At 68.1% G+C, this 25,227-nt stretch carries 24 protein-coding genes and 2 pseudogenes; 12 read left to right on the plus strand and 14 right to left on the minus strand.

All coding sequences use genetic code 11. The features are described 5' to 3' along the window. Positions 1-559 (plus strand): two-component system response regulator PhoP (phoP, locus tag A5692_RS12255; protein WP_068056294.1); only part of this gene is annotated, 559 nt, incomplete at its 5' end. Positions 560-600: 41 nt separating this feature from the next. Beyond that, a pseudogene (locus tag A5692_RS12260) lies at positions 601-2,059 on the plus strand (sensor histidine kinase). A gap of 85 nt (positions 2,060-2,144) precedes the next feature. Here A5692_RS12260 and A5692_RS12265 read toward each other — a convergent pair. Then, a pseudogene (locus tag A5692_RS12265) lies at positions 2,145-2,435 on the minus strand (HIT family protein); the annotation flags it as partial. Positions 2,436-2,589: 154 nt separating this feature from the next. Between A5692_RS12265 and A5692_RS12270 the strand changes: the two are divergent. After that, a complete protein-coding gene (locus A5692_RS12270; protein WP_068056299.1) occupies positions 2,590-3,246 on the plus strand; it encodes a dihydrofolate reductase family protein in 657 nt (218 codons plus the stop codon). Between the two features lie 16 nt (positions 3,247-3,262). Here the strand turns inward: A5692_RS12270 and A5692_RS12275 are convergent, their stop codons facing one another. The 9 genes from A5692_RS12275 to A5692_RS12315 all read right to left on the minus strand — a co-directional run bounded on the left by A5692_RS12275 (position 3,263) and on the right by A5692_RS12315 (position 11,833). Further along, positions 3,263-3,682 carry a ketosteroid isomerase family protein gene (locus A5692_RS12275; protein WP_068056301.1) on the minus strand — a complete coding sequence of 140 codons (420 nt, stop codon included), beginning with the start codon at positions 3,680-3,682 and terminating at the stop codon, positions 3,263-3,265. A 17-nt stretch (positions 3,683-3,699) separates the two neighbouring features. Beyond that, positions 3,700-5,751 carry an FAD-dependent oxidoreductase gene (locus tag A5692_RS12280; protein WP_068056303.1) on the minus strand — a complete coding sequence of 684 codons (2,052 nt, stop codon included), beginning with the start codon at positions 5,749-5,751 and terminating at the stop codon, positions 3,700-3,702. A gap of 27 nt (positions 5,752-5,778) precedes the next feature. Continuing rightward, positions 5,779-6,906 carry an NDMA-dependent alcohol dehydrogenase gene (locus tag A5692_RS12285; protein WP_068056306.1) on the minus strand — a complete coding sequence of 376 codons (1,128 nt, stop codon included), beginning with the start codon at positions 6,904-6,906 and terminating at the stop codon, positions 5,779-5,781. Between the two features lie 142 nt (positions 6,907-7,048). After that, the gene (locus A5692_RS12290; protein WP_068056308.1) at positions 7,049-7,588 is read right to left on the minus strand and encodes a hypothetical protein; all 540 of its coding nucleotides are present in this window, start codon (positions 7,586-7,588) and stop codon (positions 7,049-7,051) included. Further along, the gene (locus A5692_RS12295; RefSeq protein ID WP_068056310.1) at positions 7,588-7,797 is read right to left on the minus strand and encodes a ferredoxin; all 210 of its coding nucleotides are present in this window, start codon (positions 7,795-7,797) and stop codon (positions 7,588-7,590) included. Before A5692_RS12295 ends, A5692_RS12290 begins: the two co-directional genes overlap by 1 nt. A 3-nt stretch (positions 7,798-7,800) precedes the next feature. Beyond that, the gene (locus A5692_RS12300; protein WP_068056312.1) at positions 7,801-9,159 is read right to left on the minus strand and encodes a cytochrome P450; all 1,359 of its coding nucleotides are present in this window, start codon (positions 9,157-9,159) and stop codon (positions 7,801-7,803) included. After that, on the minus strand, positions 9,156-9,980 hold the full coding sequence (locus tag A5692_RS12305; RefSeq protein WP_068056314.1) for an SDR family oxidoreductase: 825 nt from the start codon (positions 9,978-9,980) through the stop codon (positions 9,156-9,158). The genes A5692_RS12300 and A5692_RS12305 overlap by 4 nt, the downstream gene beginning before the upstream one ends. Further along, positions 9,981-11,198, minus strand: a complete 1,218-nt coding sequence (locus A5692_RS12310) for a cytochrome P450 (protein WP_068056316.1) — start codon at positions 11,196-11,198, stop codon at positions 9,981-9,983. Next, a complete protein-coding gene (locus tag A5692_RS12315) occupies positions 11,195-11,833 on the minus strand; it encodes a TetR family transcriptional regulator (RefSeq protein ID WP_068056318.1) in 639 nt (212 codons plus the stop codon). The genes A5692_RS12310 and A5692_RS12315 overlap by 4 nt, the downstream gene beginning before the upstream one ends. Positions 11,834-12,056: 223 nt before the next feature. On the opposite strand from A5692_RS12315, the gene A5692_RS12320 reads away from it, so the two are divergent. Genes A5692_RS12320 through purD form a run of 5 tightly spaced genes read left to right on the plus strand, consistent with a single transcriptional unit; the run spans position 12,057 to position 16,900 of the window. Beyond that, complete coding sequence (locus A5692_RS12320) at positions 12,057-13,526, plus strand: aldehyde dehydrogenase (protein ID WP_068056320.1); 1,470 nt, start codon at positions 12,057-12,059, stop codon at positions 13,524-13,526. A gap of 13 nt (positions 13,527-13,539) precedes the next feature. Further along, on the plus strand, positions 13,540-14,289 hold the full coding sequence (locus A5692_RS12325) for an SDR family oxidoreductase (RefSeq protein WP_068056322.1): 750 nt from the start codon (positions 13,540-13,542) through the stop codon (positions 14,287-14,289). Next, entirely contained in the window at positions 14,286-15,143 is an 858-nt protein-coding gene (locus A5692_RS12330) for an NAD(P)-dependent oxidoreductase (RefSeq protein WP_068056324.1), read from the plus strand. Before A5692_RS12325 ends, A5692_RS12330 begins: the two co-directional genes overlap by 4 nt. Continuing rightward, on the plus strand, positions 15,143-15,577 hold the full coding sequence (locus A5692_RS12335; protein WP_068056326.1) for a carboxymuconolactone decarboxylase family protein: 435 nt from the start codon (positions 15,143-15,145) through the stop codon (positions 15,575-15,577). The genes A5692_RS12330 and A5692_RS12335 overlap by 1 nt, the downstream gene beginning before the upstream one ends. Positions 15,578-15,631: 54 nt before the next feature. Next, positions 15,632-16,900 (plus strand): phosphoribosylamine--glycine ligase, encoded by a 1,269-nt coding sequence (purD, locus tag A5692_RS12340; protein WP_068056329.1) that lies wholly within the window; start codon positions 15,632-15,634, stop codon positions 16,898-16,900. On the opposite strand, the gene A5692_RS12345 is transcribed toward purD, so the two are convergent. Continuing rightward, positions 16,897-18,480: a gamma-glutamyltransferase family protein gene (locus tag A5692_RS12345; protein WP_068056331.1), complete on the minus strand. Its 1,584-nt coding sequence runs from the start codon at positions 18,478-18,480 to the stop codon at positions 16,897-16,899. The genes purD and A5692_RS12345 overlap by 4 nt on opposite strands. A 72-nt stretch (positions 18,481-18,552) precedes the next feature. Further along, positions 18,553-19,470 (minus strand): alpha/beta hydrolase-fold protein, encoded by a 918-nt coding sequence (locus A5692_RS12350; protein WP_068056333.1) that lies wholly within the window; start codon positions 19,468-19,470, stop codon positions 18,553-18,555. A gap of 74 nt (positions 19,471-19,544) precedes the next feature. Between A5692_RS12350 and A5692_RS12355 the strand changes: the two genes are divergently transcribed. Next, the gene (locus A5692_RS12355) at positions 19,545-20,207 is read left to right on the plus strand and encodes a TetR/AcrR family transcriptional regulator (protein WP_068056335.1); all 663 of its coding nucleotides are present in this window, start codon (positions 19,545-19,547) and stop codon (positions 20,205-20,207) included. Here the strand turns inward: A5692_RS12355 and A5692_RS12360 are convergent. Beyond that, positions 20,141-20,887, minus strand: a complete 747-nt coding sequence (locus A5692_RS12360) for a DUF429 domain-containing protein (protein ID WP_068056337.1) — start codon at positions 20,885-20,887, stop codon at positions 20,141-20,143. The genes A5692_RS12355 and A5692_RS12360 overlap by 67 nt on opposite strands. 40 nt (positions 20,888-20,927) lie before the next feature. Between A5692_RS12360 and purB the strand changes: the two genes are divergently transcribed. From purB to A5692_RS12375, 3 genes are read left to right on the plus strand one after another with little or no spacing between them, the layout of a single operon-like run. Then, entirely contained in the window at positions 20,928-22,346 is a 1,419-nt protein-coding gene (gene purB / locus A5692_RS12365; RefSeq protein ID WP_068056339.1) for an adenylosuccinate lyase, read from the plus strand. Then, positions 22,343-23,602 (plus strand): cytochrome P450, encoded by a 1,260-nt coding sequence (locus A5692_RS12370; protein ID WP_068056341.1) that lies wholly within the window; start codon positions 22,343-22,345, stop codon positions 23,600-23,602. The genes purB and A5692_RS12370 overlap by 4 nt, the downstream gene beginning before the upstream one ends. Beyond that, positions 23,599-24,618: a tellurite resistance/C4-dicarboxylate transporter family protein gene (locus A5692_RS12375; RefSeq protein ID WP_068056343.1), complete on the plus strand. Its 1,020-nt coding sequence runs from the start codon at positions 23,599-23,601 to the stop codon at positions 24,616-24,618. Before A5692_RS12370 ends, A5692_RS12375 begins: the two co-directional genes overlap by 4 nt. On the opposite strand, the gene A5692_RS12380 is transcribed toward A5692_RS12375, so the two are convergent. Continuing rightward, positions 24,583-25,203 carry a hypothetical protein gene (locus A5692_RS12380; protein WP_068056345.1) on the minus strand — a complete coding sequence of 207 codons (621 nt, stop codon included), beginning with the start codon at positions 25,201-25,203 and terminating at the stop codon, positions 24,583-24,585. The genes A5692_RS12375 and A5692_RS12380 overlap by 36 nt on opposite strands. Positions 25,204-25,227 lie beyond the last annotated feature (24 nt).

The following is a 25,227-nucleotide window of genomic DNA, read 5'->3' on the forward strand; positions in this document are numbered from 1 at the left end:
AGCCCGGCCCGACGCGGTGATCCTGGACGTGATGATGCCCGGCATGGACGGCTTCGGGGTGTTGCGGCGCCTGCGCGCCGACGGTATCGACGCCCCGGCGCTGTTCCTGACGGCCCGGGATTCCTTGCAGGACAAGATCGCCGGCCTGACCCTGGGCGGCGACGACTACGTGACCAAGCCGTTCAGCCTCGAAGAGGTGGTCGCCCGGTTGCGCGTCATCCTCCGGCGCGCGGGCAAGGGGGGAGCGGAGCCCCGCAGCGCCCGGCTGACCTTCGCCGACATCGAACTCGACGAGGAGACCCACGAGGTGTGGAAGGCCGGTGAACCGGTCTCCTTGTCGCCCACCGAGTTCACGTTGCTGCGTTACTTTGTGATCAATGCGGGCACGGTGCTCAGCAAGCCCAAGATCCTCGACCATGTGTGGCGGTACGACTTCGGAGGTGACGTCAATGTCGTCGAGTCCTACGTGTCGTACCTGCGGCGCAAGATCGACACCGGCGAGAAGCGGCTGCTGCATACCTTGCGCGGGGTGGGCTATGTGCTGCGGGAACCGCGCTGAGCCCGCGGTCGGTCACCGGCGGTAGCGAAGCGTCACCCCCGATGGCCAAGCAGTATCGACGTGGATTGCCGCTCCGGGTGGGGCTGGTCGCCGCCACCCTGGTGCTGGTGGCCTGCGGGCTGGCCGTGTCGGGCATCGCGGTCACGTCGATCCTGCGGCACAGCCTGGTTTCCCGGATCGACCAGACGCTGCTCGACGCGTCGCGCGGCTGGGCGCAGGCCCCGCGCAAGCAGTCGCCGCCCCCTTACGAGGGCCCGGATCCGGGGCGCCCGCCGTCCAAGTTCTACGTGCGCGGCGTCAGCACCGACGGCACCCCGTTCACCGCCATCAACGACCGCAACTCCGAACCGGCGCTGCCGCCCGACAACGACGTGGGCCCCAATCCGACGACGCTGCCGTCGGTCAACGGGTCGGACATCCAGTGGCGCGCGGTGTCGGTGCGCGGCCCGCACGGCCTGACGACCGTCGCGATCGACCTGTCCGACGTCCAACACACGGTCAGCTCCCTGGTGTGGCTGCAGATCGGCATCGGGGTCGCGGTGCTCGTCGTGGTCGGCATCGCCGGCTTCGCGGTGGTTCAGCGCAGCCTGCGGCCGCTGTCCGAGGTCGAAAAGACCGCCGCGGCGATCGCCGCCGGCCAGTTGGATCGCCGTGTCCCGGAACGTGATCCGCGCACCGAGGTGGGCCGGCTGTCGCTCGCCCTCAACGGAATGCTCGCACAGATCCAGGAAGCCCTCGCGTCCTCGGAGTCCTCGGCGGAGAAGGCGCGCGGTTCGGAGGAGCGGATGCGGCGGTTCATCACCGACGCCAGTCACGAGCTGCGCACCCCGCTGACGACCATCCGGGGCTTCGCAGAGTTGTATCGCCAGGGCGCTGCGCGCGACGTCGCCATGCTGTTGTCGCGCATCGAGAGCGAAGCCAGCCGGATGGGGCTGCTGGTCGACGACCTGCTGCTGTTGGCCCGCCTGGATGTGCAACGACCGCTCGAACACAACCGGGTCGACCTGCTGGCGCTGGCCAGCGACGCCGTGCACGACGCGCAGGCGATGGATCCGAAACGCAACATCGCCATGGAGGTGCTGGACGGCCCGGGCACCCCGGAGGTGCTCGGCGACGAACCGCGGATCCGGCAGGTGCTGAGCAACCTCATCGCCAACGCCCTGCAGCACACCCCGACCAACGCCGATGTCACCGTGCGGGTCGGCACCGCCGGCGATGACGCCGTGCTCGAGGTGGCCGACAGGGGCCCCGGGATGACCGAGCAGGACGCGTCGCGGGTGTTCGAGAGGTTCTATCGCACCGACTCGTCGCGGGCGCGCGCCAGCGGCGGTACGGGGTTGGGGCTATCGATCGTCGACTCGCTGGTGCGGGCGCACGGCGGCGCTGTCACGGTGACCACCTCGCCCGGCGAGGGCTGCTGTTTCCGCGTCACGCTGCCGCGCGTCAGCGAGGTGCCGGCGCAGGAACCGGTTCACGCCAACTGAGCCAGGGCCGCCTTGATCTTGGCCTGCGCCTCGTCCAGCGATTCCGGTGACGGGTTGCGGTCGACGTTGGCGAAGCCGAAGTCGCTGAGGCGGCGGGTGGGGAACACGTGCACGTGCAGATGGGGCACCTCCAGGCCGGCGATGATCACCCCCGCACGCTCGGTCTTGAAGGCCTTGCAGACCGCCTTGCCGATGAGCTGACTCACCGCCATGATCCGGGCGAACGTCGCGCCGTCGACGTCCTGCCACTGGTCGATTTCGGCCCGCGGCACGACGAGCGTGTGCCCCTGGGTCATGGGCTCGATCGTCAGGAACGCGACGACGTCGTCGTCCTCGTAGACGAAGCGGCCGGGAAGTTCACGGTTGATGATCTTGGTGAAGATCGACGCCATGGCCCCAGCATAGGGGCGGCGAAATTGCCGCCACGGCCGTGGTCGGCCTCACATCACGACCGTGACGGCAATCTGAGCGATGAGTTCGACGGGCGCCGATGGTCAGTCCAGGCAAGGACGCTCAACGGGGATACACACTCAGGAGATTTCGACCATGTCACAGGTGCGCGTGCACAACTTCTCGGTTTCCCTCGACGGTTTCGCCACCGGCATCGGCCAAAGCCTGGATGCGCCTTTCGGGCACGCCGCCGGCCGGTTGCACGAGTGGTTCTTTGGGACGCGCACGTTCCGAGCGATGCACGGCGAATCGGGCGGCACTACTGGCGTCGACGACGCCCTGGCCAGCCAGTGGGCGCCGGGCGTCGGCGCCGAAATCATGGGGCGCAACAAGTTCGGGCCGCAGCGCGGTCCATGGACAAGCCAGGCGGGCAGTGAAGAGTGGAAAGGGTGGTGGGGCGCCGAGCCGCCATTTCACACCCCGGTCTTCGTGCTCACCCACCACCCTCGACCACCGATCGAGATGGACGGCGGCACAACCTTCCACTTCGTCGACGCCCGTCCGGAGCAAGCTATCCAGCTGGCCCGAGAGGCCGCGGCGGATCGAGACATCCGCCTCGGTGGGGGACCTTCGACCGTCCGTCAATTCATTGCCGCAGACCTCGTCGACCACCTCCACGTCGTGCTGGTGCCCATCATCTTGGGACGGGGGGAGTCGTTGTGGGAGGGGCTTGAGGACTTCCAGCAGCGATTCACGGTGGAGTCGGTGAGCAGTCCGAGCGGCGTCACGCATCTGATCTTCAGGCGCCGCTAACCACACCGCCGCGGCGTCACTCTTCCTGGCCGAACTCCATCACGTCGAGGTTCCAGTAGCCGCGCATGTTGGTGATCAGCCCGGCGTCGTTGACTTTGTAGGTGAACACGCCGCGCACCTTGCTGGTCATCCCGCCCTCAAACTTGCTCTGCAGCACCAGGATATGGGCGATCTCGTCGGGCGAGCTCGACGGGAAAGTCTCCTCGCAGGTGATGGTCAGCTGATTCTTCGCGATGTTGTTGTCGAAGAACTCGCCAACGGCCGCCTTGCCGCGCACACCCGTGCCGTCGGGATTGGTTACCGACTTGCCGATCGGATCCTCGATGACGACGTCGTCGGTCATCAGCGCCAGCCAGCCGTCCCGGTCTTTGCCTTGGGCGCAGCGCCACGACGACTGCGATGCGGTCAGCGCCGGGGATTGGGCGGTTTGGGTCATCGTTACCTCTCCTGTCACTAGATTGCGCACGCGGCGCGCGCGCCTTCCTCGGTGGCCTTGCGGATCAGCCCCAGCCCGGTGCAGTCGCCGGCGGCATGCACCTGGGCGCCGGGGAGGGCGGCGACGAGCGCGTCGAACAAGGTGGTGTCGGGTTCGACGGCGCCGGCCAGCACGACGCTGTCGGCCGGCAGCCGCCGGCCGGTGCCACCGGCGGGGGTGAACACCACCGCTTCGGTGGTGATCCGCTCCACCGTCGCCCGGACGTGCACGGTGACGCCCAGCCGGTCGAGTCGGTCCATGTGCTCGGCCTTGCGTTTGTTGCCGACTTCGGGGGCGATGTTCCTGCCGGATTCGAGTATCGACACCAGCCGGCCGCGGCTGGCCAGGAATTCAGCCAGCTCCAGGGCGACCAGGTCGCCGCCGACGATGGCGACCCGGCGTCCCAGCGGCATCCAGGCGCGGCTGGCCAGCCGGACCGCGGCGGGCCGCACCAGCCGCTGCCGCCACCCGCCCAGCGCGGCGGCCCCCAGGCGTTGCCAGGCCGGGCCGGATTCGGCTCGCCCGCCGAGTAATTCGCGTAACCCCGGGCCGGTCCGTACGTGCGGCAGCTCGGAGCCCGGAAATTCCGGCACGGCGACCCGTCCGCCGGTGGCTACCACCACCGCGTCCGGTGCGGATGCGATGATGTCCCGAGCCGAAATATCCTGACCCAGATGGACTTCCGCCCCGCTGCGGTCGATTTCATCACGCAGGTACTGCAGGAACGGCTGATTCTCGGGGTGCAGGATCGAAGCCCAGCGCAGTGCCCCGCCCAGCGCGGCGCTGCGCTCGAACAGGGTCACCCGGTGGCCCCGTTCGACGGCCACCCGGGCGGCCTCCAGCCCGGCGGGGCCGCCCCCGATCACCACCACGCGTTTGGCGCGTGTGGCGCGAGCGGGAGACATTTCCCGTTCTTTGCCGGTGCGGGGATTGACGGCGCAGTCGACGGAGAAACGCTGTTCCATTGCGTCAATGCAGTTTTCACAGGAGATGCACCGGCGGATCCGGTGCGCCTGACCGTTGCGCAGCTTGCTCGGCAGGTCGGGATCGGCCAGCAGGGGGCGCCCCATCGCGATGAAGTCGGCCCGCCCGTCGGCCAGGATCCGCTCGGCCCTGACCGGGTCGTGGATGCGGCCCACGGCGATCACCGGCACGTCGACCACCTGCTTGATCGCCGCCGCGGCCCCGACGTTGAGCTCGTCGCCGTCGTCGGCGCCGTTGACCATCCCGGTCACCAGCCGATCGATCACCCCGCCGCTGACGTGGAACGCGTCGACGCCCGCCGCCACGAATTCCGGTGCCAGCTGTGCGGTCTCGAAGATGGGCCGTCCACCGGCGACCCGTTCGTAGCCGGAGATCCGCAGCGTGATCGGCAGCGTGTCGCCGATCTCCGAGCGGATCGCGGCGAGCGCGTCGAGCACCACCCGCGCCCGCCCCCGCGCCGAATCACCCCGATATTCGTCGGTGCGCCGATTGCGCTGCGGGGCAAGGAACGAGCCCAGCAGCATGTAACCGTGCGCGGCGTGCAACTCGATGCCGTCGTATCCGGCCTCGACCGCACGCCGCGCCGCGGCCTTGAACAAGTCGAACACTTCGCACAGCTGTTGCTTGCTGATCTCGAGCGACGGGCGCCCGGTGAGGTAGGAGGGGATCACCGACGGGCCCAGGGACGGCACACCGAACATCTCGGGCCCCAGGCCGTCGGGCCCCGCGTGCACGATCTGGGGCTGGATCTTGGCGCCGTGCTCGTGCACCACATCCACCAGCGCCCGGTGCGCGTCGACGGCCGCATCGGTCGCGAGATGCAGGCCCCCGGGCGTCTCGGGGTGGTGGTGGTCGATCCCGGTGGCGCCCACCGTGATCAAGCCGACACCGCCCCGGGCGCGCGCGGCGAAGTAGTCGCGGGTGCGTTGCGACGGCAGCCCGTCCGGCGTGCCGTACATCGTCTCCATCGGAGACATGACCACGCGGTTGCGCACCGTCATGGCGCCGATCCGTCCCGGCGCCAGCAGGTGCCCGAACCCGCTCACTCGGGACCCAGTCGGTGGGGGCGGCTGTTACCTGTCGGCGTCCGTGTACCGGATGACCCCGCGAATGTTCTTGCCGTCCAGCATGTCCTGGTAGCCCTCGTTGATCTGCTCCAGGCGGTACTGGGTGGTGACCATGTCGTCCAGGTTCAGCTTGCCGGCCTTGTACATCGACAGCAGCTGCGGGATGTCGTACTGCGGGTTGCCGCCGCCGAAGATGGTGCCCTGCAGGTTCTTCTGCATCAGGGTGAGCATCGCCAGGTTCAGGTTGACGTTGGTGTCCAGCAGGCTGCCGATGGCGGTCAGTACGCAGGTGCCGCCCTTCTGGGTGATGTTGAGGTAGTTGTCGACGTCGGCGCCGTGCAGTTCGCCGACCGTGACCACGACCTTGTGAGCCATCAGCCCGTAGGTGACCTCCATTATGCCCATCAGCGCCGCGTTGATGTCCGGGTAGACGTGGGTGGCACCGAATTTCAACGCCTGATCCCGCTTCCATTCGACCGGGTCGATCGCGAAGATGTAGCGCGCGCCGGCGTTGACGGCGCCCTGCAGCGCTGCCATGCCGACCCCGCCGACGCCGACGATGGCGACGTCCTGGCCCGGCCGGATGTCGGCGGTGCGGACCGCCGAGCCATAGCCGGTGGTGACGCCGCAGCCGACCAGGGCGGCCACCTCGAACGGGACCGACGGGTCGATCTTCACCACCGAGCTGCGGTGCACGACCATGTACGGGGAGAAGGTGCCCAGCAGCGTCATGGGAAAGACGTTCTGACCCTTCGCCTGGATGCGGAAGGTGCCGTCGGATACCGCGGCGCCGCCGAGCAGCCCGGCCCCGAGGTCACACAGGTTGCGCATGCCGGCCTGGCACGTCGGGCATTGCCCGCAGGACGGGATGAACGACAGCACCACGTGGTCGCCCGGGGCGATGTCCTCCACGCCCGGACCGACCTCGGTGACGATGCCGGCACCCTCGTGCCCGCCGAGCACCGGGAAGCCTGCCATCGGGATTCCGCCGGTGACGAGGTGATGATCGGAGTGGCACATGCCCGCCGCTTCCATCTGGATCTTGACCTCGTGTGCTTGCGGGTCGCCGATCTCGATTTCCTCGATGGACCACGGCTGGTTGAACTCCCAGATCAGTGCGCCTTTTGTCTTCACGATGGTCCTGACCCCATTTCGCCTTTGAATCGATCAGAGCTGCCCGGCCCCTTCATGCCGGACAACTTGGTGACGGGCGCCACAGGCACCCTTGTCGCGTCAGCATAGCGCGTGGAACAAATCAAATGCTTGGTTGGTCCGCTCACCAGATCGGCACGGGTGCCTGGCCGAGCGGGTAGTAGCCGGGCAGCTTCTCGCCGGCGATGCTGCGTTCGATCCGCTTCTGCATGCCGTCGCTGAGGTCGCCGGATTCGATGAGGTTGGCGAACATCTTCGCGACGTGGCCGAAGTCGAAGAAGTCGCGTTGCCACTCGATGAGGTTGTCGGCGTTGAGGCGGAACCAGCTGCCGCCGATGCCGTAGATCTCGTCCTGGGTGCCGTCGGACTTGTTGACGATCTGCTTCCAGAAGCCGACGACCTCGCGCTGCTTCTCGTCGATGAGCACCTTCTGGTACTCGTACACCCAGTTCTCCAGGCCCTCCATCTCCATGCCCAGGGCGATGTTGCGGATCTCGTCGACGCCGACGCACATCACGTCTTCCTTGGGGCCGATGTTCCAGCCGTAGGTGGCGTCGGGGGTGTAGAAGTCGGCCAACGGCCGCCAGTCACCGGCCTTCTCACAGTCCTTGTTGGCCTGCAGCCAGCGGTCGACCCATGCCTCGAGTTCCTCGCGTGACGCCATTATCGGTCTTCTTTCTCTCTGATGAACAGTGCATGAGTTGGGCACATATCGACCGCGCGTTCGACTTCGTCGCGGGCGTCTTCGGGCGGTTCGGGGTCGACGATCTCGACCTTGCCCCGTTTGGGCACCCGGAAATAGTCCGGCGCCTCCAGTTCGCACATGGCATGGCCCTGGCACAAATCCAGATCCACTTCGATCCGAAACCCCATGACTTATCCGGCTTTCCGCTTGCGGTAGTGGACCTTCGCGGGCCGGGCGAGCTGGACGACCATTTTGGAGTGGTCGTTGTGATAGCTGTCGGCCGGTTGGGCCATCTCGAAGTCATACTCGCGCAACAAGACCGAGAAGATGGCCTTGATCTGCATCTGGGCGAACGCGGCGCCGACGCACCTGTGCCGCCCCGCGCCGAACGGAATCCAGGTCCACCGGTTGACGATGTCGGCCTGCTCGGGCTTGTTGTAGCGATCGGGCTTGAAGGCGTCCGGATCGGGGAAGTCCTCGGGAATCCGGTTCGAGATCGCCGGCGAGGCCGCGACGTAGTCGCCGGCGTGAATCGGGAAGCCTTCGACCTCGAACTCGCCCTTGGCGACCCGCATCAGGATGATCAGCGGGGGGTGCAGCCGCAGCGTCTCCTTGACCACGTTGTCCAGCTTCGGAATCGACTGCAGCGCATGGAAACTCACCTCCTGGCCGTCGGCGTAGAGCTCCTCGAGTTCGGCCAGCACCTCGGCGTAGACGTCGGGATGGCGGATCAACTCGATCAGCGTCCACGCCGAGGTTCCGGAGCTGGTGTGGTGCCCAGCGAACATCAGCGAGATGAACATGCCGGTGACCTCGTCGGCGGAGAAGCGCGGCTTGCCGTCCTCGTCTTTGATCGAGACCAGCACGTCGAGCATGTCGCGGTCGCTCTTGTCCTTGGGCGGGTTGGCGATTCGCTGGTCCATGATTTCCTGCACCAACGCGACGAGCTTGACACGTGCCTCGTCGCGCATCTTGAAACTCTCGATCGGCAGGTATGGGTCGACGTAGCACAGCGGGTCGGTGCCGCGCTCGAGCATGTGGTAGTACTCGGCGAACCGGTGGTCGAGCTGCTCGCGGAACTTCAGCCCGATCAGGCAGGCCGTCGAGGTGTAGATGGTCAGCTCGGCGAAGAAGTCGAGGAGCTCGATCTCGCCCTCCTCGCCCCAGTTGGCGATCATCTTCTTGACTTCACCCTCGATGGTGGCGGCGTGGCCCTTCATCTGTTCGCCGCGCAGCGCTGAGTTGTGCAGCATCTCCTTGCGCCGCTCGGGGCTGGCGTCGAACACCACGCCCTTGCCGAAGATCGGCGTCATGAAGGGGTACGCCTCGGCCTGGTCGAGTTCTTCGTCCGCCGAGCGGAAGAAGAACTCGTTGGCACCGGCGCCGGAGAGCAGGATGACGTGCTTGTCGACCAGCTGGAACCAGCCCACGTCGCCGCATTCCTCCCGGACGCGCTTCATCAAACCGATCGGGTCGGTGCGGAACTCCTCGAGGTGACCGTGTTCTTCCTCGCCGCCGGAAACCCGCGGCACGGTGGCGGTGGTGGTCATGACGGCATCCCCTCTTCGCCGAGCGCAAGCTTTTGGCGATCTTTCTTGTGGGCCAACGGTGCTTCGGGCTGAAGCTCCATGTTCGCGATGAAGCCACCGCGCGGGGTCTCGGCCACGAACGTGATGGCTCGCGCGAGGTCCGCCGCGCGCAGGAAGTAGTCGTGGCGAGCCTGGCCCCACTTGGCCCAGTCCTCGAGCGCGGGACCGATCTTCTCGGCGGGCAGGCTCCAGCCCATCGACGTCTTCGTGGGGCCGGGGTGCACGATCGACGCCCGCACGCCGGTGCCCTCGAGCTCCATCTGGAAGTTGGTGACCATCGCGACGAGCGCGGCCTTGGCCGCGCCGTAGGCGCCCATGTGCGGCCGCTGACGCAGGGCGACGTCGGACCCGACGAAGATCAAGTCGCCGCGCTGGCGCTCCAGCATGCCGGGCAGCACCGCGGCGGCCAGCCGGTTGGCGCCGACGAGGTGGATCTGCAACTGCGACTCGAACTCGTCGGTGGTGATCTCGGCGAGCTTGCCGAAGTAGGTGTCGCCCGCGCCGGCGACCAGGACCTCGATGTCACCCAGCGCGTCGACGGACTGCGCGACAAAGGCTTTCACCGAGTTGGGGTCGGTGACGTCCAGGTGGAACCCGACCGCCTCGCCGCCCTCGGCGTTGATCTTGCCGACGATGTCGTTGAGCTTCTCGACCCGGCGGGCACCGAGGGCGACCGGGAAGCCGTGCGCCGCGAGCTCGATGGCGGTGGCCTCTCCGATGCCGGAGGAGGCACCCGCCACGATGGCCGGCCGGCGTGCGGGCAGGGGGTCAAAGCGGGGCATTCAGCGGACCTCCACGGTCATGGGTAGGTGAGCGAATCCGCGGACATTGCTGGAGTGGACTCGGACGGCGTTGGCCTCGTCCACCTCATATCCGCGGATTCGCTTGAACAACTCGGTCAGCGCGACCCGGGCTTCCATCCGCGCCAGATGCGCGCCCAGGCAGAAGTGTGCGCCACTGCCGAAACTCAAGAGCTTGGGCCCGATTTCGCGCCCGATCAGATAGTCGTCGGGATTGTCGAACACCCGCTCGTCGCGATGGCCCGAACCGGGCAACAGCAGCAGGACGTCGCCCTCGGGAATCGTGGTGTCATACAGGGTGAGCTCACCGGACACGGTGCGCGCCAGAATCTGGCTGGATGTGTCGTAGCGCAGGGTCTCTTCGACCCACAGCGGCACCCGCGACAGGTCGGCGTAGACCGGGGTCAGTTGATCCGGATTCTTGTGGCCCCAAAAGGCGGCATTGGCAAGCAGTTTGGTGGTGGTCTCGTTGCCGGCGATCACCATCAGGAACATGAACCCGAGGACTTCCTCGTCGGTGAGCCGGTCGCCGTCGATCTCGGCCTCCAGCAGGGCCGAGGTCAGATCGTCGGTCAGCCGCTCGCGCCGTTCGGCCACCATCCCCTGGTAATAGACGATCAGGTTGATGGAGGCCTCGACAGCCTCTGGTGGCACGTCGGTGACGCCCTCCTCGCGGTGCATCACCCCGTCGGCCCAGGCCCGGACCTGGGCGCGGTCCGGCTCGGGGACGCCCATCAACTCGCTGATGACGTCCATGGGAAGCTTCCCGGCGAACTCGTCGACGTAGTCGACGGTGCCGCCCTTGGCGTTTTCCAGCATGGTGTCCAGGTGCCGGGTGGCGATCTCCGTGACGCGCGGCTCGAGTTCGCGAATCCGCCTGGGCGTGAACCCCTTCGATACCAGCGTCCGCAGCCGCAGGTGTGCGGGATCGTCCATCGCCAGAAACGACATCGTTTTCGACGCGTGCGGACCGCGCGACGCCGGGTCCAGCGAAACGCCGTACTTGTTGGATAGCGTTGTGCTGTTACGGAATCCCTGCAGCACGTCCTGGTGCCGCGACAGCGCCCAGAACTTCAGCTCCTCGTTGCGATACAGCGGCGCCTCGTCGCGCAGCCGCTTGTAGTACGGGTACGGGTCTTCGTGGAAGTCGTAGTCATAGGGATCGAGGACCAGCTCGTGGTCGCCAACGTGAACGGTCATTCGGTGGTTGTCTCCTGGCTTGTCTCTGCCGCGCCGGTGAGGATCAGCCGCACCACATAGGCCAGCCGGTCGGCGATCTCGCGGTAGGTGAATTCGCCGCTGCCGGCCTGCACCAGCGCGCCGAAGAAGGACATCTCCAGCGCGGACACGGCGGTGGGGTCCGCGTCGGGGCCCATGGCCGAGGTGATGCGGCGGTGGATCTCCGCGCCGATCCGGTCGCGCGCGGCGGCCACCGCGGGCTCGGCGCCCCCACTGAGCAACGCCGTCGTGCACGCGGCACTGACCTCGGGCTCGTCGGCGACCACCAGGGCCAGGTGCCGTAACACCTGTTCGACCCGGTGCGGCATCGGGTCGTTGACGTCGGTGAAGTAGGGGACCTGCCGCACCAGGTCCAGGTAGACCTCGGCGATCAGATGGTTCTTCGAAGAGAAGTAGGTGTAGGCGGTCGCCGGCGCGACTTTGGCGCGGGCAGCCACCGCGCGCACCGTCAGGTCGGCGTATGACTTCTCGCGGAGCGTCTCGATGCCGGCCGCGAGCACCTTGCGGAAGGTCTCCTCCTGCCGGCGGTTGCGCGCCGGCCGACCCCTCTGGTGGTCGGCCTGCGACGTGATCGCCACCAGTGCATCGCTGGACACATGTCCAAGCTATCGGACCGACTCGGACTGAGGCAAGCCCGATCGATGGACATGCTGGTTAATTAGGTGTTTTTCGGCGCGCCGCTGCCTTAGCCGGGATCGGCCCTTGCACCGCCGACGGCCCGGCGGCTATGGTTCCATCGGAGAATATCGGACAACTGTCCACCGAAATGTCCCTTGGAATTCGCGTGTTCAACGTGGTCCGGATAGACGGGAGCGGGAGATGGCCTTGCTGGCCGACGGCGTGAGTGCACTGTTCATCGACGGCAAGATGTCGCCCGGCAGCGCCGGCACCTTTCCGACGATCAACCCGGCGACCGAGGAGGTGCTCGGGGTCGCGGCCGACGCCGACGCCAACGACATGGGCCGCGCCATCGACGCCGCGCGCCGCGCTTTCGACGAGACGGACTGGTCACGCGACACCGAGCTGCGGGTGCGATGCGTGCGCCAGCTGCAGCAGGCGATGCAACAACACCTCGAAGAGTTGCGCGACCTGACCATCGCAGAAGTCGGCGCGCCGCGGATGCTCACCAGCATCGCCCAGCTCGAGATCCCGGTGAGCGACCTGGCGTTCGCGGCGGACACCGCCGAATCCTACGAGTACAACCGGGATCTGGGTGTTGCGTCTCCGATGGGTATCCCGACCCGGCGCACCATCGCCCGCGAGGCCGTCGGCGTCGTCGGCGCCATCACCCCGTGGAACTTCCCCCACCAGATCAACCTCGCCAAGATCGGGCCCGCCCTGGCCGCCGGCAACACCGTCGTCCTCAAACCCGCCCCCGACACCCCCTGGTGTGCCGCCGTGCTGGGGGAACTCATCGCCGAGCACACCGATTTTCCGCCCGGCGTCATCAACATCGTCACGTCCAGCGACCACGGCGTGGGTGCGCTGTTGGCGAAAGACCCTCGGGTGGACATGGTTTCGTTCACCGGGTCGACCGCCACCGGTCGTAGCGTGATGGCCGACGGCGCCGCCACCATCAAGAAGGTCTTCCTCGAACTGGGCGGCAAGTCGGCGTTCATCGTCCTCGACGACGCCGACCTGGGCGGCGCGGTGGGCGTGGCCGGATTCTCGGTCTGCATGCACGCCGGGCAGGGCTGCGCGATCACCACCCGGCTGGTGGTGCCGCGGGCGCGGTACGACGAAGCAGTCTCTATCGCCGCGGCCACCATGGGGGGCATCAAGGCCGGTGATCCCACCGATCCCGGAACCATCTGCGGGCCGGTCATTTCGGCGCGCCAGCGCGACCGGATCCAGGGCTATTTGGAGTCGGCCCTCGCCGAAGGCGGGACGTTCGCCTGCGGAGGTGGGCGGCCGGCCGACCGTGACGTCGGCTTCTTCATCGAGCCCACGTTGATCGCGGGCCTTGGCAACGATGCCCGCTGCGCGCGTGAGGAGATCTTCGGGCCGGTCCTGACGGTGATCCCGCACGATGGCGACGATGATGCCGTGCGCATCGCCAACGACTCGCCATACGGGTTGTCGGGCACGGTGTTCGGCGCGGACCCCGACAGGGCGGCGAGCGTCGCCGCCCGTGTTCGCGCGGGCACGATCAACGTCAACGGCGGCGTCTGGTACTCGGCCGACGCGCCGTTCGGCGGTTACAAGCAGTCCGGAAACGGCCGCGAGATGGGCCTGGCCGGTTTCGAGGAGTACCTGGAGATCAAGACCATTGCGACGGCAGTCAACTAGAGGAGTTTGAAGCATGCGATTCGAGAACAAAGTCGCCATCGTCACCGGGTCCGGCGGCGGCATCGGCCAGGCCTACGCGGAGGCGTTGGCCCGGGAGGGTGCCGCGGTCGTCGTGGCCGACATCAAGGCCGAGGCGGCCGAGGGAGTGGCCAAGCAGATCGTGGCCGACGGCGGCACCGCTCTGGCCGTTCCGGTCGACGTGTCCGACCCGGCGTCGGCCAAGGCGATGGCCGACCGCACGCTGGCCGAATTCGGCGGCATCGACTATCTGGTGAACAACGCGGCCATCTTCGGCGGCATGAAGCTGGACTTCCTGCTCACCATCGACCCCGAGTACTACAAGAAGTTCATGAGCGTCAACCTCGACGGCGCGTTGTGGTGCACCCGCGCGGTGTATAAGAAAATGGCCAAGCGCGGCGGCGGGGCGATCGTGAACCAGTCCTCCACGGCCGCGTGGTTGTACTCGAACTACTACGGCCTGGCAAAGGTCGGCGTCAACGGCCTGACCCAGCAGCTCTCCCGCGAGCTGGGCGGCCAGAACATCCGCATCAACGCGATCGCGCCCGGGCCGATCGACACCGAGGCCAACCGGACCACCACACCGCAGGAGATGGTCGCCGACATCGTCAAGGGTCTGCCGTTGTCCCGCATGGGAACTCCCGAGGACCTGGTCGGGATGTGCCTGTTCCTGCTGTCCGATGAGGCATCGTGGATCACCGGGCAGATCTTCAACGTCGACGGCGGGCAGATCATCCGGTCATGACTGAGCATTTGAAGCTCGGGTACATCGGGCTAGGCAACATGGGCGCGCCGATGGCCACCAAGATGACCGAATGGCCCGGCGGGGTAACGGTTTACGACATCAGATCGGAGGCCATGACGCCCCTGGCCGAGAAGGGCGCCGGGCTGGCCGACAGCGTCGCCGACGTCGCGGCCGCCGACATCATCCACGTCACGGTCCTGGACGACGCACAGGTTCGCCAGGTGGTCGGCGAACTGGCGGCACACGCCAAGCCCGGCACGGTCATCGCGATCCACTCGACCATCAGCGACACCACGGCCGCGGAACTGGCCGGTGATCTGAAACCACAGGGGATCCACATCGTCGACGCGCCGGTCAGCGGTGGCGCGGCCGCCGCCGCGAAGGGTGAGCTCGCCACCATGGTGGGGGCCGATCGCGAGGTGTACGAGCGGATCAAGCCGGCGTTCAAACACTGGGCGGCGGTCGTCATCCACGCCGGCGAGCCGGGCGCGGGGACACGAATGAAGTTGGCCCGCAACATGTTGACTTTCACGTCGTATGTCGCGGCGTGCGAAGCGATGAAACTGGCCGAGGCGGCGGGCCTGGACCTGCAGGCGCTGGGCCGGGTGGTCCGTCACACCGACGCCCTCACCGGCGGGCCGGGAGCCATCATGGTCCGCGACGACATGAAAGACCTCACGCCAGAACACTTCCTGTACCAGCCCTTCATGCACACCCGCGGCCTCGGCGAAAAAGACCTGAGCCTGGCGCTAGATTTGGGCGACGCGTTGTCGGTCGACCTGCCGCTGGCCCGGTTGGCCTACGAGGGACTGGCGGCCGGCCTCGGGGTGCCACACAAAGAGAAAGAGGCGTGATGGACGAACTTCGCCGCAAAGGCCTCGAAAAGATGAACGAGGTCTACGGCTGGGAGATGCCCAACATCGAGGGTGACGCGTACTTCGATCTCACCGTCGACCACCTGTTCGGCAGCATCTGGACGCGACCGGGATTGTCGATGCGCGACAAGCGCATCATGACTCTGACGGCGGTGACCGCGGTCGGAAACCGGGATCTGGCCGAGATCCAGATCAACGCCGCGCTGCTCAACGGGGAGCTCACCGAGACCGAGCTGAAGGAGATGGCCGTCTTCCTCACCCACTATCTCGGGTTCCCGCGGGGTTCGGCGCTCAACGGCGCCGTCGACGCCGTCGTCGCCAAGCGCAGGAAGGCGGCGGCGAAGGGCGCCGGAGAGGACAAGAAGGCCAATGTGGACGCCGCCCTGAAGATGCACTCCGGCGACAAGGACTGACCGAATACGGGTGCAGTGGGCGCGCGGCGTTTGCCCGGGCTAGTCTGACGTGTCGTGCGAGTCCTGGTAATCGGTTCGGGCGCCCGTGAACATGCGCTGCTGCTGGCGCTTCGAAAAGACCCCCAGGTCACGGCACTATTCGTCGCTCCCGGCAATGCGGGCACCGCCCGGGTGGCCGAGCAGCACGACGTCGACATCAGTTCGGGTGACGACGTCGTCGCCCTGGCCCGCGACGTCCGGGCTGACCTGGTGGTCATCGGTCCCGAAGTGCCACTCGTGCTGGGCGTGGCCGACGCGCTGCGCGCCGCGGGCATCGTCTGCTTCGGCCCCAGCAAGGATGCCGCCCGGATCGAAGGGTCGAAGGCGTTCGCCAAAGAGGTCATGGCCGCGGCGGGCGTGCGCACCGCGGCCAGTGAAACCGTCGACAACCCCGCCCATTTGGATGCGGCCCTGGACCGGTTCGGGCCTCCGGCGGGCGATCCGGCCTGGGTGGTGAAGGACGACCGGCTGGCCGCCGGCAAGGGCGTGGTGGTGACCGCGGATCGCGGCGTGGCCCGCGCGCATGCCGCCGCACTGCTCGAGGCGGGCCACCCGGTGCTACTGGAGTCTTACCTGGACGGTCCCGAGGTGTCGCTGTTCTGCGTCGTCGACGGCGAGGCCGTGGTGCCGCTGCTGCCTGCGCAGGACTTCAAACGTGTCGGCGAGGGCGATACCGGACCCAACACCGGTGGCATGGGCGCCTACGCACCGGTTCCGTGGCTTCCCGACGAGCTGTACCGTGACATCGTCGCCAACATCGTCGAACCCGTTGCGGCCGAGATGGTTCGGCGGGGCAGCCCGTTCTGCGGGTTGCTGTACGTCGGGCTGGCGATCACCGCAAACGGGCCGGCCGTGGTCGAATTCAACTGCCGGTTCGGCGATCCGGAGACCCAGGCCGTGCTGGCGCTGCTGGAATCGCCGCTCGGGCAGCTGCTGTACGCGGCGGGGGCCGGCCGGCTCGCCGACTTCGGCGACCTGCGCTGGCGCGAGGGCGCGGCCGTCACGGTGGTGCTGGCCGCGGAGAACTATCCCGGCCGCCCGCGGGTCGGTGACGTGATCACCGGCGCGGAGGCCGAGGGGGTGTTGCACGCCGGTACGGCGCGGCGCGACGACGGCGAGGTGGTCTCGTCGGGCGGCCGGGTGCTCTCGGTGGTGGGCACCGGCGCCGACCTCGCCGCTGCCCGAGAGCAGGCGTACCAGCTGATGGCGACGATCCGATTGCCCGGCAGCCACTTTCGGGGTGACATCGCGCTCTTGGCCGCCGAGGGCAAGATCAGCGTCTAGAACCCCGCGGCCTGGCCGTCGCGGCGCGGATCGCTCGCCGCGAAGTAGCCGGCGTCGAGCCGCCAGATCGCCTGACAGCTGCCGAACTGGTTGTAGTCGTCCACCGCAACCAGGTCGTGCCCGCGGCGGGCAAGCTCGTCAAGCGTCGCGGCAGGAAAGCCCTTCTCGCAGGCGACCTGCAGGCCCTGCACCCAGCGGAACCGTGGGCCGTCACACGCCGCCTGGGGATTCTGCCCGTGGTCGGCGATGCGCACCATCACCTGGGTGTGCCCCTGAGGTTGCATCGTTCCGCCCATCACGCCGAAGCTCATCACCGGGGCGCCGTCTTTGGTGACGAAGCCCGGAATGATGGTGTGGTAGGGGCGTTTGGCGGGCCCCACCCGGTTTGGATGGCCCTCGGCGGCAACGAAATTCGCCCCGCGGTTCTGCAGTGATATGCCGGTGCCCGGCACCACGACACCCGATCCGAATCCCATGTAGTTCGACTGGATCATCGACACCATCATTCCCGCGGCGTCGGCGGCGGTCAGATACACGGTTCCCCCGCCCGGCGTGCCCGCCGACGCCGGCTTCGCCCGCCCCCGGTCGATCAGGGCCGCACGCTGCCTCAGGTAGTCGGCGTCGAGCAGGTGTTGCGGATGCAGCGGCATGTGCTCGATGTCGGCCACGTAAGCCTGCGCGTCGGCGAATGCCAGCTTCACCGCCTCGATCTGAAGGTGCACGCTGTCGGCGGAATCGACCGCGAGCGAAGCCATGTCGAAGTGCTCCAGGATCCCCAGGGCGATCAGGGCCACGATCCCGTGGCCGTTGGGCGGGATCTCGTGCACGGTGTACCCGCGGTAAGGGCCACTGATGGTGCCCACCCAGTCGGCGCGGTGCGCGGCGAGGTCGCTGGCCCGCATCACGCCGTCGTTGGCCGTTGCGTGCGCCTCGAGTCGGGCGGCCAGCTCGCCGCGGTAGAACGCCTCGCCATTGGACGCGGCGATCTTCTCGAGCGTGGTGGCCTGCTCGGAAAATTGGAACCGCTCGCCGGGTTTCGGTGCCCGCCCGCCGGGCATGAATGCCGCCGCGAAGCCGGGCTGTCGTTCGAACAGCGGTAGCTGTGCGTTCCATTGGTCCGCGACGGTCGGCGATACCAGAAACCCGTTGCGGGCGTAGCGGATTGCCGGCTCGAAGAGCGTGTCGAACGGGAGTCTGCCGAACTTGGCGTGCAGTTCGGTCCATGCCGACACCGCGCCGGGGACGGTCACCGCGTTCCAGCCCAGCGCGGGAACGGCTTTGGCGCCGAAGTATTCCGGTGTCCAGGCGGCGGGCGAGCGGCCCGACGCGTTCAGCCCGTGCAGCTGGCGGCCATCCCAGACGATGGCGAAGGCGTCCGAGCCGATGCCGTTGGACACCGGCTCCACCACGGTGAGGGCGATGGCGGTGGCGATCGCCGCGTCCACCGCGCTGCCACCCTCGGCGAGCATTCCAAGGCCCGCCTGGGCGGCCAGCGGTTGTGACGTGCACACGACGTTTTCCGCCAGCATCGGCTTCCGCGGCCAGGGGTACGGGAAGTTCCAATCGAATGGTGCGGTCACCCTCGCGAGCGTAACGCCGTTGCGATTTTCGGCCTGATTTTTCGCAGTGTGGTTACGCTCGCGGATCCACGGCTAGGCCGTCAGTAGCGGCGCCATCCAGGTCAACTCGGCCGGCAGCTGCGAGCTCCAGAACTCTCCGTTGTGCCCGCCGGGCGAGAACCCGCCCGCGGGCGGATGGGGCAGCTGTGCAATGAACTGCTTGGTCGCGGCGTAGAACGGGTCGCTGTCGCCGCAGTCCACCCGGATTGGAATCGACGCCAGCGCAGGCATCCCGAACACCGAGTTCGCCGCGAAGTCGTCGGGCCCGTCGAACGCGCCCGGCGCGGCCGCACCGGGGGAGAGCCACAGTGCGGGACTGACCGCGCAGATCGCAGCGGTGCGTGCCGGGCCGAGCCGGCCGCCGAGCAGCAAGGCCCCGTAGCCGCCCATCGACCAACCCAGAAACGCCACCCGCGAGGTGTCCAGGTTCTGGCTCCCGAGCATCGGAATGAGCTCGTCGAGCACCATGGCCCCGCTGTCCTCGCCCGAGGCCCGCTTGTGCCAATAGCTGCCCCCGCCGTCCACGGCGACCACCGCAAACGGCGGCAGCCCCGCGTTGACGGCCTGCGCCAGACCCTGTTCCACTCCGCCGGCCATCACCGTGGAGGCGTCACTCCCCTTGCCGTGCAGCGCGATCACCGCTCGCAGCGCCTTGGTCTGGCCGGGCGGCCGCGCGATGGCCCAGTTGGTGTTGATCCCGCCGCGCGCCGCCGAAACGAAGGAACCCGTCACCATGGTGGGCGCTGGTTGTCCCGGGGGAGCGGGCTCGAGAGGGGCGCTCGGCAGGGGCGCCAGCGGCCCCTGGGTGCCGACCGGTGACAGCGGCACGGCCTGAGATGGTCGGGGCTTGAACAAAATGTCGAGCCCATACGTGCCCACTGCGCCCGCGGCGGCGGCGGCACCGAGGCCCAGCAGGGCGCGTCGGCTCATGTCGGGCATGCGGGCCATCATGCCACGTTGGTCTGGGCGGGCCGTTTGGCGGAAATGGCAATGCAGTACCACTTTGACTGGCACGATGGCTACTCGTGACCTCAGCAGTCACTCCCAAGGGAGAACGTCGACGGTATGCGCTGGTGAGCGCCGCCGCCGAGTTGCTCGCCGAAGGTGGATTCGAGGCGGTGGGTCACCGCGCGGTCGCTCGGCGCGCCGGACTGCCGCTGGCGTCTACGACGTATTACTTCTCGTCCCTTGACGATTTGATCGCGCGCGCCGTCGAACACATCGCGATGATCGAGGTGGCGCAGCTGCGGTCTCGGGTCGCCGCCCTGTCCCGACGGCGTCGCGGACCCGAAACCATCGCCGAGGTGTTGGTCGACCTGCTGGTCGGAGACGTGTCCAGCCCGGGGCTCAGCGACCAGTTGATCTCGCGCTACGAGCGGCACATCGCGTGCACCCGGCTGCCCGCGTTGCGCGAGACCATGCGTCGCAGCCTGCGGCAGCGCGCCGAGGCCGTGGCCGAGGCCATCGAGCGATCGGGCCGCACGGTGCACATCGAGCTGGTGTGCACGCTGATCTGTGCCGTCGATGGCTGCGTGGTGTCCGCTTTGGTCGAGGGCCGCGACCCGCACGCGGCGGCGGTGGGCACGGTGGTCGATCTCATCGACGTGCTCGCGCCCATTGATCAGCGGCCGGTGCGGTCGGCCCGCAACGACGGCGTCACGATGTATCCGGTGGCGAAGTCCCCGTAAACGGTCACCTCCGCCGGGCGGCGGTGCGCGAACAACGCCACGTAGGCGCAGACGACGGCATCGACCGGATCCTCGGCGCGGCGCAGCTCGCTCTTGCGCTGGGCGGTGGTCACGCGGTGGCGCAGCCGGGCCCAATCCTCATGACCCGCCACGTGTAAGGGCACCGGTGCATGCGCGAGCTTTTCGATGCCGTCCATCAGCACGAGCAGCTCGGACTTGAGCTGGTCGACTCCCCGGCCCGGCTTGGCCTTGTACTTGAGCGTTCGCGCCAGCCGGAAGAACACCACGGTGGCCGGATGGGGGTAGACCTCGATGGCGCGGCGCGGTGCCGGAGACCGCGGGTCCATGTCGAGCCCCATCGCGTCCGCCATGCGCGCCGCACGCGGCCCGTCGGCGAACTCTGGCTTCGCGGTGTTGGCCGGATGAGCCCCGGCCTCGAACCTGCGGAAGTCGCGGTTGAGTGCGGTCTCGGCCGGACGCTGGCCCGTCGGGTTGGTCACCACCAGCGGAGCGTCGAAGGCGACCACGCAATCCCCCCGCACGTAGGGCGACAACGCGGCCAGCACATCGGCGTCGTCGCCGGCGGCGCCGATGTGCACCAGGAGTCCCGTCGAGTCGACGATCGCGACCCCGGTGGGGTTGCGCCCGGCCCAGGCCAGATCGACGCCGGCGAAGTACATCCTGCCTAGCGTAGGGCGGCGGATCGTAAGCTCTATGTCTGTGAGCATTCCGAATGTCCTGGCCACCCGGTACGCCAGCGCTGAATTGGTCGCGATCTGGTCGCCGCAGGCCAAGGTCGTCGCCGAGCGCCGGCTCTGGCTCGCGGTGCTGCGGGCGCAGGCGGAGCTCGGGGTGGACGTTCCGCAGGACGCCGTCGCCGACTACGAGCGGGTGCTCGACGACGTCGATTTGTCCTCGATCGCGGAGCGCGAGCGCGCGCTGCGCCACGACGTGAAAGCCCGCATCGAGGAGTTCAACGCGCTGGCCGGTCACGAGCACGTGCACAAGGGCATGACCAGCCGGGACCTGACCGAAAACGTGGAGCAGCTGCAGATCCGGCGATCCCTGGAAGTGGTCTTCTCCCATGGGATCGCGGTGGCGGCGCGGCTTGCCGAGCGTGCGGTGGAATACCGCGACCTGGTGATGGCCGGGCGCAGCCACAACGTCGCCGCGCAGGCCACCACGTTGGGCAAGCGGTTCGCGTCCGCCGCGCAAGAGACGCTGATCGCGTTGACCCGGCTGCGCGAGTTGATCGACCGCTACCCCCTGCGCGGCATCAAGGGCCCGATGGGCACGGCCCAGGACATGCTGGACCTGCTGGACGGGAACCCGGCCAAGCTGGCTGAACTCGAGCGACGCGTGGCCGAATTCCTGGGCTTCGCAACGGTTTTGACCAGTGTCGGGCAGGTCTACCCCCGTTCGCTCGACCACGACGTGCTGTCCGCTCTGGTGCAGCTCGGTGCGGGCCCGTCGTCGCTGGCCCACACCATCCGGCTGATGGCCGGGCACGAGCTCGTCACCGAGGGATTCGCCCCGGGCCAGGTCGGCTCGTCGGCGATGCCGCACAAGATGAACACCCGCAGCTGCGAACGGGTCAACGGGTTGCAGGTGGTGCTGCGCGGTTACGCCTCGATGGCCGCCGAGTTGGCGGGCGCGCAGTGGAACGAGGGTGACGTGTTCTGTTCGGTGGTGCGCCGGGTTGCGTTGCCGGACAGCTTCTTCGCCATCGACGGGCAGATCGAGACGTTCCTGACGGTGCTCGACGAATTCGGCGCCTACCCCGCGGTGATCGCCCGCGAACTGGATCGCTACCTGCCGTTCCTGGCCACCACCAAGGTGCTCATCGCCGCGGTCCGCGCCGGCATGGGCCGCGAGGCCGCGCATCACGTGATCCGCGAACACGCGGTCGCCACGGCCCTGGCCATGCGCGAGCGCGGCGCGGAACCCGACCTGCTGGACCGACTGGCCGCCGACGAGCGGCTGCCGCTGGACCGGTCCGCGCTCGATGCCGCGCTCGCCGACAAGGAGGCGTTCGTCGGTGCCGCCGGTGACCAGGTGGACGAGGTGGCCGCGATGGTCGACGCGTTGGTGAGCCGCTATCCCGACGCCGCCAAGTACGCCCCGGGCGCGATCCTGTGACTCTCGCCGGGGCGCTCGCGGGGATCGACTTCACCGATCTCGACAACTTCGCCAACGGTTTTCCCCATGATCTGTTCGCCATCCACCGGCGCGAGGCGCCCGTGTACTGGCACGAGCCGACCGACAACACCCCCGACGGCGAGGGCTTCTGGTCGGTCGCCACGTATGCGGAAACGCTTGAGGTGCTGAGGGATCCGGCAACCTACTCGTCGGTCACCGGCGGTGCGCGGCCGTACGGCGGCACGCTGCTGCAGGACCTGGCCATCGCCGGACAGGTACTGAACATGATGGATGACCCGCGTCACTCGCAGATCCGGCGACTCGTCAGCTCGGGGCTGACGCCGCGGATGATCCGGCTGGTCGAAGACGATCTGCGGGCACGGGCGCGCCGGTTGCTGGATGCCGTGGTGCCCGGTGAACCGTTCGACTTCCTGGTCGACATCGCCGCCGAGCTGCCGATGCAGATGATCTGCATCCTGCTGGGAGTCCCCGAGTCCGAACGGCATTGGCTGTTCGAGGCCATCGAGCCGCAGTTCGACTTCGGCGGTTCGCGCAAAGCCACATTATCGCAGCTCTCGCCGCGAACGTCGGTCGAAGAGGCCGGGTCGCGGATGTACGACTATGGCCGGCAGCTGATCGCATCCAAGCGGGCGGAGCCGACCGAGGACATGCTGTCGGTCGTCGCGAACGCGATGGTCGACGATGCGGATGCGCCGTCGCTGTCGGATCTCGAGCTCTACCTGTTCTTCAGCCTGCTCTTCAGCGCCGGAGCCGAGACGACGCGCAACGCGGTCGCCGGCGGGCTGCTGGCGCTGGCAGGCCATCCGGAGCAACTGCGGGCGTTGCGTGCGGATCTCGACGCGCTGCCGACCGCCGTCGAGGAGATCGTGCGGTGGACGTCGCCGTCACCGTCCAAGCGCCGCACCGCCACTCGCGACGTCCCGCTCGGCGGACAGCCGGTCCGGGCGGGACAGAAGGTTCAGATCTGGGAGGGTTCGGCGAATCGCGACGTCGGCGTATTCGAGCGCGCCGACGAATTCGACATCACCCGAAAGCCGAACCCGCACTTGGGATTCGGGCAGGGCGTGCACTATTGCCTGGGCGCCAACCTGGCCCGGTTGGAACTGCGGGTGCTCTACGAGGAGCTGTTTTCACGGTTCGGGGCGGTACGGGTGGTCCGGCCGGTGGAATGGGCTCGCAGCAATCGGCATACCGGCATCCGGCACCTGGTGGTGGAACTCTTCGAGGAGCGGTGAGGATCGGACGCGCCGATGTCGAGCCGACGCCGGACGTCTTCGCCGCCGTGATGGCAACGGGGATCCTGTCGATCGCCGCGCGCGACCACGGCTATGGCCGGATCAGTGACACGCTGGGCGTCGTCGCGACCGCCGGCCTGGCCGTCCTGACGCTCCTGGTGGTCGCGGCGGCGCTTGGCGGGCGTCGCACGTCGCGCTGGGACGCGACGGATCCGGATGTCACCCTTCGGTTGTTCACCTTCGTCGCTGCGTGCGCGGTCATCGACACCCGGCTGCAGTCCAACGTGTGGGTGCTGCGGACGCTCGGCGCGGTTGGGCTGTGCTCGTGGCTGGTGCTGATCGCGCTCAGTTCGCGGAACATGTTGTCGCGCCGACGGGCGACGCTGCGCGACCATGCCCACGGGTCGTGGGAACTGGGCAGCGTGGGAACCTCCGGGCTGGCGATCGTGATCGCCCGGGCGGCGTACCACACCGGACATCGCTGGTGGCTGGCCGTTGCCGTGGCGGTGTGGGTGTTCGCCATCCTCATCTACGCGCTGATGACCTGGCTGATCCTCTGGCGGGTGGTCAGCGAACGGCAGGACCGTGACGGGTTCGAGCCCGACACCTGGATCCTGATGGGCGGCTTGGCGATTGCGACGCTGGCCGGTGACAATATCCATGTCCTGGCCCCCGCCTGGCTGGCCGGGCCGGTGCGCGCGGTCACGGTCGTGACGTGGGTGGCCGCCACCTTGTGGATACCGCCGCTGATCTACTTCGTCTTGCACCGGATCAGCCGGCGCCCCAGCATGCTGCGCTTCGCCGGCGTGTGGTGGGCTTTCGTCTTCCCGCTGGGCATGTATTCCGCGGCCAGTTACGCCATGGCGGCCGAGATCGGCCACCCATCCTTGCTGACGGTTTCGCTGGTGTTCTTCTGGGATGCGTTGGCGGCGTGGCTCATTGTCGTCGTCGCGGGGCTGCTGCTCTTTGGTCGCGCGCTGCTACGCCCCGCGGGGCGAGATGCCGGCCGCCCGTAGTTCGAGCGCTGCCAGGGCCCGGATGGTGAGCGGATCTTCCCGGCGCCACCCGCCGACCGGATCCACGCTGATGGCGGCGAGCTGCCCCGGCGGCCGGTTCGTCAACGCCCGCAGGGCCAGCAGTTGCTCGCCGGCCGGGGTCGCTGCCAGGGCGCTCACCGTCAGCTTGCGTCGAAAGAACCGCAGCCGCAGCAAGAGCCACGGCACGTCCGCCACGAGGATCGGGACCGCGACGACGGCCATCGCGAGCAGGATCGCCAGCCAGCTCGCGGTGGAGTCCAGGTCATGACCCGCGCCGGCAAGGTCCAGGGCGGCCTGGCTCGCGGAGTTCAGCGGTTTGCTGATCGCATCCCCTACCAGGGGGATTTGCTGGGCGCCGTGGCCGGCCGACGCCAGGTTGCCGGCAATGCCGTGCGCCCCGCTCTCGACTTGCCGGCCGGCCTCGGCGATCGTCGACACGGCGTCGTACACCGCCAGCCCGACGAGTAGCCAGAGCGCCGTCCACATGATGACGGCGATGTCGCTGAGCAGCTGGGCCATCAGTCGCCCGGGCCGGGTGGAGTAGGGCAGAAACCGCGGTGTCATAGTCCCGATCCCAGCACAGCTCCC

It is taken from the genome of Mycobacterium sp. E342 (genome assembly GCF_001667665.1).
Taxonomy (GTDB): Bacteria; Actinomycetota; Actinomycetes; order Mycobacteriales; family Mycobacteriaceae; genus Mycobacterium.